This is a genomic window from Cryobacterium sp., assembly GCF_026786305.1.
GTDB lineage: Bacteria > Actinomycetota > Actinomycetes > Actinomycetales > Microbacteriaceae > Cryobacterium.
In genome coordinates, this window is sequence record NZ_JAJAYI010000017.1 from 1 (window position 1) to 6,740 (window position 6,740).

Consider the following 6,740-nt stretch of genomic DNA (forward strand, 5'->3'; position numbering starts at 1 on the left):
CGTGAATTGAGAATCTGCGGCCATAAGCTCGATGGCTCTGTCCAACCGGTCACGGCGAGCCACCGTCTGAACCACCGCCTCATACGACGCGTCGAACGCCATCTCAAACGCGAGGTCCCCCGTTCGGTGGGACCGTAACCATCGGTCGTGTTTGCCCGTCCAAGCGGCACCGTCGGAATACACGAAACCGTGCCGCAGCAACAGCTTCGACATCCGATGCCGCGCACTCATCAAATCCTGCCGGGTATCTTCCCTTGACCGCACCAAGTCCCGTGCGGCTTCTTCCTCGACCGTGGGGACATGCAACGACGGTGATGTCGCCCACGTGCAGCAGCCGAGCCAACTGGAACGCGTCCCGAGCATCAGTTTTGACCCGGTCACCCGTGGGCCGCTGCAACTTCGACGGCGCCGCGACCAGACAGTCAATCCCCGCACCGACGAACAAACGAGCCAATCCGAAACCCGTCGGACCGGCCTCATACGCGACCGTCTGCGGACCCGGCAACGATCTCACCCAGCCCAGAACCTCGACCAGGTCGGCACTGAACTTTCGATGGATGATCTCGCCGGTGCGGCCGTCAATGGCGCAACCAACGATTGTTCGGGCGTGCACATCCAGCCCAACGAAACTACGATATGTAATCAACTGGGGCCTCCAAATTCAACTGTGGATAGCAGCCCAGCGACGCTGTCGCTCCGTGGGGCTGGAAAATATCCGCCCGGTCACGTTCTTAACGCCTCTGGTGCGGTGCCTTCTGGCGGCGGATGATGGTGGGGTCTGTTGCGGTTGACGCCGGTCCGACCTTGGTGCGGATTTGAGCCTGCTGGTTAGCGTGGCGCGGAGGACCCCACGGGAACCGTGGAATGTTGCCTTGAGCACGAGTGTTAGATTCCAGATTCATCCTGTCCTCCCCGCAGCAGACCCACCGAATATTGGGAACGGAGCGTTAGGAGGAACAGGTTATGGATGTGGTGCACGACCGTGCGGTCGGTATCGATATCTCCAAACGGAACGCGAAAGTCTGCGTCCGACTACCCGGCCAACAAGCCGGAACTTTCACCACCACCGTCACGACGTGGGGGTCGACGACGAACCAGATTCTCGCTCTTCGGGAATTCTTGGAGGCGCAGAAGGTGAGCGTGGTCGTGATGGAATCGACCAGCGATTATTGGAAACCGTTCTATTATCTGCTGGAAGAATCGTTACCGGTGTTGCTGGTGAATGCGAAGAACGCCCGGAACATCCCGGGACGTAAAACCGACGTGTCCTACGCGCAGTGGCTGGCGCAACTGGCCGCCCACGGGCTGCTGCGGGCCAGCTTCGTGCCGCCGGAGCCGATCCGGGTGCTGCGGGATTTGACCCGGGCGCGAGCGTTGACGGTGCAGGACCGCACCCGCCAGATCCAGCGCCTGGAGAAGTTCCTGGAGTCCTCCGGCATCAAGCTCTCCTCCGTGGTCTCGAATCTTCTCGGGGTGTCCTCCCGCATGATGCTCGATGCCCTTGTCGCCGGAGAGCGGGATCCGCAGGTGTTGTCCGCCCTGGTGCAGCGCAGGCTCAAAGCAAAGATCCCGGAGCTCATCGAAGCCCTCAACGGGCGTTTCACTGCTCACCACGCGATGATGGTCCGCGCGCACCTGAAACAGATCGATAGCTTCACCGAATGCATCGACGCCTTCACCCTCGAAATTGAGGCGGCGATGGAACCTTTTCAGGCAGCCCGGGACGCGCTGGAGACGATCCCGGGAATCTCCACCCGTATCGCTGAAGTCATCATCGCCGAAACCGGCGGCGATATGAGCGTGTTCCCCACCGCCGGCCATCTGGCGTCGTGGGCCGGCGTCTGCCCGGGGTCGAACGAGTCCGCTGGCCGGGTGACATCCAGCCACATCCTGCCCGGGAACAAACACCTCAAAGCCGCCCTCGGCATCGCCGCGATGGCTGCAGCCCACAGCAAAACCAGCTACCTGGCCGTGAAATACCGCCGCATCGCGGCCCGCCGTGGCCCAATGAAAGCCGTCGTCGCCCTTGAACACACCATCCTCACCGCGGTCTGGAACATGCTCACCACCGGCGAGATCTACCAAGATTTAGAACTCGACCACTACACATCCCTGAACCCAGACCGCCTCAAGAACAGAGCACTCAAGCAACTCCACAACCTCGGATACGAGGTAACGATCACCCACGCAGCAGCGTAAGTCACCTTATTTTCGTAATTAGGCCCACTTTCCACCGGTTGGCAACCCACGTCTATTTGAATCGAGGCCCCAGCCCAAAAGACGAGCGGACACTCATATCGTCTAGCCCCAGCATCGCGGTCCGCCCGCCGTTGTCGTATCAGACGGCCCGGTCAAGGACCTGAACTGAACACCCCGACTGCGCAGCTGACCGACAATGGCCACCAGGTCGTGAATCTGGGCGGGAGTCAGCGATTGAGGGGCCTTCCGGTGGCGGGGATCCGCATAAAGTAACGGCCGGGGTTCAGCGGCCGCCGGGCAGTCGGCGGTCGCGCTGCGCGAGCGCCGCGGCGCCATAGGGGTAGTCCGAGACAGCCGGGGCGCTGACCTCGCTCAACCGCTCCAGCTGCATCGGGCTCAGCGCCACGGATGCCGCGGCCAGGTTCTCGCTCAATTGAGCCACCGTGCGCGCCCCGAGTACCACCGCTGTCACGCCCGGCTGCGCTTCGAGCCAGGCCAGCGAGACCTGCCCGCTCGTGGCACCGATCTCCGCGGCCACCGCGGAGACGGTGTCGACGATCGTCCAGGTGCGGTCGAGTTCGTTGCGCGGCAGCCATGCTTCCATGCCGCGCTGCGGGTCTTCGCCGAGACGGGTCGCGCCGGTCGGATCCACGTCGCGCTGGTATTTGCCGGTGAGCCAGCCGCCGCCGAGGGGCGACCAGGGCAGCAGTCCGAGGCCGGCGTCGAGGGCGGCGGGCACGATTTCGCTCTCGATCTCGCGCACCAGCAGGCTGTACTGCGGCTGCAGGGTGACCGGCGGGGTGAAGCCGAGCGCCTGGGCCCGGTGCACCGCCTTGGTGAGCTGCCATCCGGTGAAGTTGGAGACACCCCAGTAACCGATTTTGCCCGCGCGAATGGCGTCGTCGAGAAAGCGCAGAGTCTCATCGAGCGGGGTGACCGGGTCCCAGGCGTGCAGCTGATAGAGGTCGATGTGTTCGGTTCCGAGGCGGCGCAGGGAGTCATCGAGGGCGCGTATCAGGTGACGGCGGCTGGTGCCGAGGTCGTTGGGGCCACTGCCCATGGGAAACCGGCCCTTGGTGGCGAGCACGATCTGTTCGCGTTCCACGGGATGCACCGCGAGCCAGGTGCCGATGATCTGTTCTGAGACGCCGGCGCTGTAGACATCCGCGGTGTCGACGAGGGTGCCGCCGGCGGCCACAAAAGTGTCGAGCAGCGCGTGGGAGGTACTGGAGTCGGCCTCTGCGCCGAAGGTCATCGTGCCCAGGGCGTAGGTCGAGACGACCGCCCCGCTGTTTCCGAGAGTGCGATAGCGCATGTATGCGTCCTGTTCGTCGGTGGATAGGCGTGCTCCCCCAGTCTGCCCCGTGGCAGCGGATGTCGCAGCATCGCCGGGCCCGTTCCCCACCTGCCCCATCCGACGGTTTGTGTCGTCACAATTCGTTTGTGCCGCAGCCCGGTGGCAAACTTGGGTCATGCCTTCACTTCCGATTCTCGATTTCTCCCAACTCGACGCCGGCGAAGCTGAAGCCGCGGCATTCCGCGCCGAACTGCTGCGCGTCACACACGAGGTCGGGTTCTTCTACCTGACCGGCCACGGCGTCGACCCTCAGCTCACGAAAAGCCTCCTCGACGTTTCGCGCGCGTTCTTCGACCTGCCGGCCGAGCAAAAACTGAAGTTGGAGAACATCCACAGCCCGCAGTTTCGCGGTTATACCCGCGTCGGCGGAGAACTCACCGCCAACACGGTGGACTGGCGCGAGCAGATCGACATCGGGGTAGACCGCGAGCCCGTACCCCGCACCGAGGGCACCCCCGACTACTGGCGCCTCGAGGGCCCCAACCTCTGGCCCGAGTCCCTGCCCGAACTCGAGGCCGTCACCCTGCGCTGGAATGACGAACTGTGCCGCGTGGCGCTGCGTCTGTTGCGCGCTTGGGCCCTCGCCCTCGGCAGCCCCGAGAACGTCTTCGACGACGCCTTTGCCGAAAACCCGTTTTTGCTCACCAAGATCGTGCGCTACCCCGGCCAGCCCGAGCGCAGCCAGGGCGTCGGAGAGCACCGAGACGGCGGCGTGCTCACGCTGCTGCTCGTCGAACCGGGCAAAGACGGCCTGCAGGTCGAGCATGATGGCGAGTGGATCGATGCTCCGCCACTTGACGGCGCCTTCGTCGTGAACATCGGTGAAATGCTCGAACTGGCAACGGATGGCTACCTCAAGGCGACCCTGCACCGGGTCCTCTCCCCCGAAGACGGGTCCGACCGCATCTCGGTGCCGTTCTTCTTCAACCCGGCACTCGACACCGTGATGCCGCGGCTGCAGCTCGACGAGAGTCTGTCCCGCGGGGCCCGCGGACTCTCCGCGGACCCGACCAACAGTCCCATTCTCGAGACCACCTACGGTGACAACGCCCTCCGGTACCGGCTGCGTGCCCACCCCAACGTGGCCACCGCCCACCACGCCGACCTGCTGTAAGGGCTACTCGCCAATAGAACGTTTCGATGACGCTGCGGAACAGGTCGTCGTATCGGGACATCAAGGGCACCTACGAGGAACCCCTGTCATCTGCAGACGCGATTGAGTCTGGCGCCGATTCGCCGACAAAGATTCGCCGACAAACACCAGATGCACCTGCCGCGGCTGTCAGTTCGCGCGAAGCATTTCGTAGCACACGGTCTCACGTGAAGAGACGCAATTCCAAATAGCCCACCATTCACTACGTCACCGCGGACGCGCGGACGAGAGCAGGGCCCCGGCGTTCACCCCGGCAGGGCCGCCCCCGACCGGTTAGGAGCCGCGCCTGCCTTCGCGCCAGGCGCACTGTCAGCATCCGCTGCCACCGGATCGAGCCGCACGATCACCGCCTTCGACACGGGGGTATTGCTGCCCTCGGCGAGGTGAGTAAGCGGAACCAGAACGTTCGCCTCCGGATAGTAGGCCGCCGCACAGCCGCGAGCGGTGGGGTAGGACACCAAGCGGAATTTGCGCAAGACCCGTGGGATCCTGTCACTGAACACCCCGTGCACATCGACGAACTGGCCATCGACAAGGCCCAGCTCGGCGAGATCGTCGGGATTCACGAAGACCACGTGGCGGCCATTTTTGATACCGCGATACCGATCGTTGTGCCCGTAGATCGTAGTGTTGAACTGGTCGTGCGAGCGCAGCGTCTGCAAAATGAGGGTGCCCGGCGGGCGATCGACGCGCTCGAGAACGTTGACGGTGAGTATCGCCTTGCCGATGGGCGTGGGAAAGGTGCGCGAATCCCGCGGGCCGTTGGGAAGCATGAATCCGCCTTCCTGACGGATCTTCTGGTTGTAGTTTTCGCACCCGTCGACCACGTGGGAGATGTGGTCGCGAATGAGGTCGTAGTTCTGCTCGAAACCTGACCAGTCGACCTTCACCTTGTCACCGAGAACGGCCCGCGCCAGCCGGGAGATGATCGCCACCTCCGAGAGGAGGCCGGGTGCCACCGGATCGACCTTTCCCCACGACGGATGCACGGCGCAGACGGTGTCCTCGACCGACACGAACTGCGGCCCCGAGGCCTGCATGTCGATCTCGGTGCGGCCCATCGTGGGCAGGATGAGTGCCTCGGCGCCGGTGACCACATGGGACCGGTTGAGTTTCGTGGACACCTGCACGGTCATCTCGGCGCCCCGCATGGCTGCCTCGGCCGCGTTCGTGTCACTGATTGCCGCGACCAGGTTTCCGCCGAGCGCCATGAATACCTTGATCTCACCGTCACGCAGCCCGTTGATGGTCTCGACGGCATCCGCACCGTTTTCTCGGGGCGGATCAAACCCGAACTCCCGCTCGAGGGCGTTCATGAATGCCGGCGGCATTTGTTCCCAGATGCCCATGGTGCGGTCACCCTGCACATTGCTGTGCCCGCGAATCGGGGAGGCGCCCGCGCCGGGTTTGCCGATGTTTCCGCGCAACAGGAGCAGATTGATGATCTCTTTGATGGTCGAAACAGCCTTCTTCTGCTGGGTCAGGCCCATGGCCCAGGTCACGATCACGCGATCGGCCTTGAGATAGCGTGCGGCCAATTCGTCGATCTCGTGTGCCTCAAGTCCCGTGGCCTCGAGCACGGCCTGCTCGTCGAGCAGGTTCAGATGCTTGGTGAGATCTTCCAGTCCCGAGCAGTACTTCGCCAGGAACTCGTGGTCCAGCACTGTACCGGGATGCTGCGCCTCGGCGGCCAGCACCCGTTTGGAGACCGCCTGCAGCAGCGCCATGTCGCCGCCCAGCCGGATCTGCACGTGCTGGTTTGCGATGGGGGTGCCGCGTCCGATGATTCCCTTGACCCGCTGCGGGTTTTTGTACCGGTGCAGGCCGGCCTCCGGCAGGGGGTTGACGGCGACGATCTCGGCGCCGGCGTCCTTCGCCTCTTCCAGGGCCGTCAGCATCCGCGGATGGTTCGTTCCCGGATTCTGGCCCATGATGATGATGAGATCGGCTTGGGCGAAGTCGTCGTAGCTGATCGTGGCCTTGCCGATGCCCAGCGTCTGGCCCATGGCCCATCCGGTTGACTCATGGCAC

Annotated in this window: 5 protein-coding genes; 2 read left to right on the forward strand and 3 right to left on the reverse strand. The window is 63.9% G+C overall.

The genetic code is table 11. The features are described 5' to 3' along the window. Positions 1 to 103: 103 nt before the first annotated feature. Positions 104 to 613 (reverse strand): hypothetical protein, encoded by a 510-nt coding sequence (locus LH475_RS01715; RefSeq protein WP_297412718.1) that lies wholly within the window; start codon positions 611 to 613, stop codon positions 104 to 106. A 350-nt stretch (positions 614 to 963) separates the two neighbouring features. Here LH475_RS01715 and LH475_RS01720 point away from each other — a divergent pair, with 350 nt between their 5' ends. Then, positions 964 to 2,199: an IS110 family transposase gene (locus LH475_RS01720; protein ID WP_297412714.1), complete on the forward strand. Its 1,236-nt coding sequence runs from the start codon at positions 964 to 966 to the stop codon at positions 2,197 to 2,199. Positions 2,200 to 2,482: 283 nt separating this feature from the next. Here the strand turns inward: LH475_RS01720 and LH475_RS01725 are convergent, their stop codons facing one another. Continuing rightward, entirely contained in the window at positions 2,483 to 3,514 is a 1,032-nt protein-coding gene (locus LH475_RS01725) for an aldo/keto reductase (RefSeq protein ID WP_297412715.1), read from the reverse strand. Between the two features lie 157 nt (positions 3,515 to 3,671). Between LH475_RS01725 and LH475_RS01730 the strand changes: the two genes are divergently transcribed. Next, positions 3,672 to 4,670 carry a 2-oxoglutarate and iron-dependent oxygenase domain-containing protein gene (locus LH475_RS01730; protein WP_297412716.1) on the forward strand — a complete coding sequence of 333 codons (999 nt, stop codon included), beginning with the start codon at positions 3,672 to 3,674 and terminating at the stop codon, positions 4,668 to 4,670. Positions 4,671 to 4,954: 284 nt separating this feature from the next. Here the strand turns inward: LH475_RS01730 and LH475_RS01735 are convergent. Further along, on the reverse strand, positions 4,955 to 6,740 hold a 1,786-nt coding region (locus LH475_RS01735), incomplete at its 5' end, for an FdhF/YdeP family oxidoreductase (RefSeq protein ID WP_297412717.1).